Origin of the sequence: Campylobacter sp. LMG 7929 (genome assembly GCF_024723595.1) — a bacterium.
Classification (GTDB): domain Bacteria; phylum Campylobacterota; class Campylobacteria; order Campylobacterales; family Campylobacteraceae; genus Campylobacter_D.
Genome location: NZ_JANQCY010000027.1, coordinates 1 through 1,915, shown reverse-complemented (window position 1 = coordinate 1,915; position 1,915 = coordinate 1). Strand labels below are relative to the sequence as shown.

Below are 1,915 nucleotides of genomic sequence, written 5' to 3'. Positions count from 1 at the left end.
ACAACCATGAAAAAACTCTTACTTAGTACTATAGCACTTAGCTCTTTAGTCTATGCTAATAATGGAAGTATTACCATAGCTAAAAATGATATAGAAAAGGTTATAGAATTATCCCCTGATAGAAACCTCCCTCAAAACAAAGCCATCAAAGAAAATCTAAAAACTAAAGATGATTATGAAAAAGCTCAAGAAGCTAAAAAAGACTTTGAAGAAAAAAAGAAAGAATTAAAAGAAAAACTAAATCAAGAAGAGGAAGCTAATGGGGAAACTAACAATACAAACAATGATAAAGCTAATACTAGTGTAAATGATAATAATTCTAACCCAACTAATAATAGTTTTAATAATGATACTACCAAATTAAACAATCAAGTCGATACCAACAATAATACAAGTAATCAAACCAATAATAACACTACTAATACAAACAACCAAACTAATACTAATACAACTAAAAAAGTAATAACCAAATACAAATTTGTTATCACTAATGAAAACACTAGCTTTGAAAAGCTAGGTATTAAAGAAGAGGATTTACAATTACTTATTAGTGAGTTTAGTACTAAAAAATTTAGCTTACAAGATTTACAAGATATATCTAATATCATTGCTTATTATTTCCAAGTTAATGGCTATCCTGCAGCAACAGCTTATGTACCCCAACAAGAATTTGATGATAGTGTACAAATAAATATAGCCTTAGGAACATTAGGTAAGTATATAGTAAAGAATAAAACTACTATAAAAGATCATTTTTTTGAAAGTAAACTTAATGAAAGAATCAAAGGTAAAATCATCTCTACTAAACTCATAGAAGATAGTGTATATAAAGTCAATGAAATGTATGGAGTACAAACCCTAGCAGGTTTACAAGCAGGAGAGAATGTAGGTGAAACTGATGTAGTTATAGAAGTAGTACCTGATACTAAGGCTAATGTATTATTATATGCTGATAATTATGGTATTGAAAGTGCAGGGGATATTAGATCTGGTATTAGTATGGGATTTAATTCTATATTTAATATGGGAGATTATTATAATTTTTACTTACAATCAAGCAATGAAAATCAAATCAACTATGGAGCTAGTTATACTTTCTTTTTAGGAAATTTAAAAATTACTCCAAGTATATCTCAAGGATCTTATTCTTTAGGTGGGGAATATAAAGATGCAGGATTTTATGGCACTTCTAGAAATTTTGGTGTAGATTTTTCTTATCCTGTGTGGATTAATACTAATTCCTCTTTATATCTTACTTCTAGTATTTATCATAAAATACTTAGTGATAGTATTTTGTTTGGTTTTTTTACTACCGATAAACATTCTAATGTAGGTAGTATGGGTTTAGAGGGTTTGTTTAGAGGATTTGAGAATAATACCTTAAGTTATAGTGCTAAGGTAAGTATAGGTAAGGTATATGATGATAGTGATTTTAAAATTGGTAGCAAAACTTTTGGCTGGTTTAGAAAACTCAATGCTAGTGTGAATAATTATTATAGTATTAATGAATACATTACGCATACATTAAATATAAACTATCAAAAGGTATTAGGGAATTTTGAATTAGATTCTTCTGAGAGTTCCTCTTTGGGTGGAGCTTATGGAGTAAGAGCTTATGATAATGGTGAGGGTGATGGAGATAATACCATAGTAGCTAACTTTGGTATAAGAATAAATATACCAAATACTAATTTTTATTTTACTCCTTTTTATGATATAGGTTATGCTTGGTATGAAAAAGATTCAGGGAATAGATTAGCAGATGAGCATTTTTTAGATGCAGTAGGTTTGCAAGTACTTTATAATAAAACTAATGAATATTATATAAAGCTTGATGCAGCAAGAGCATTACATCAATACAAATACGATGATGAGCATAGAATGAAATTATATTTAAGTGGTGGGGTGTATTTTT

Annotated in this window: 1 protein-coding gene; it reads left to right on the top strand. The window is 28.4% G+C overall.

From position 1 onward, the window contains the following. Window positions 1–6 precede the first annotated feature (6 nt). Window positions 7–1,915, top strand: a 1,909-nt coding sequence (locus CAMP5118_RS07885) for a ShlB/FhaC/HecB family hemolysin secretion/activation protein (protein ID WP_442863240.1), incomplete at its 3' end; no start/stop codon positions are given.